This is a genomic window from Escherichia sp. KCJ4928 (genome assembly GCF_004352695.1).
Classification (GTDB): domain Bacteria; phylum Pseudomonadota; class Gammaproteobacteria; order Enterobacterales; family Enterobacteriaceae; genus ECMA0423.
This window is the reverse complement of record NZ_SJWV01000775.1, coordinates 1-255: the sequence shown is the minus strand read 5'-3', so window position 1 is coordinate 255 and position 255 is coordinate 1. Positions and strand designations below refer to the sequence as shown.

General features: G+C 58.4%; 1 protein-coding gene. It reads right to left on the bottom strand.

Annotated features, from left to right (window positions below; genetic code table 11):
- Positions 1-255 (bottom strand): phage major capsid protein (locus tag E0D98_RS26720; protein WP_131891678.1); only part of this gene is annotated, 255 nt, incomplete at both ends.

Below are 255 nucleotides of genomic sequence, written 5' to 3'. Positions count from 1 at the left end.
CACCACCGCTTCCGCCAGCGCATTACGGACCAGTGCATCAGCAGCCGGACTGGAAAAACGGATCAATTCTTCCGTCAGTACCGCAATGGCCGACACCTTCGCATGACTGAAGGTGATGGATTCAAAACCAAACTTCGTCAGGGGTTTTGCCTTACCCTCACCCACCCAGCCGGCAGCACCGCCCGACACCTGGGCGTGCACACGGATATTGAACGGCACCTGACGAAGTGCAGGGATCCCGCCCTGACCAAATCG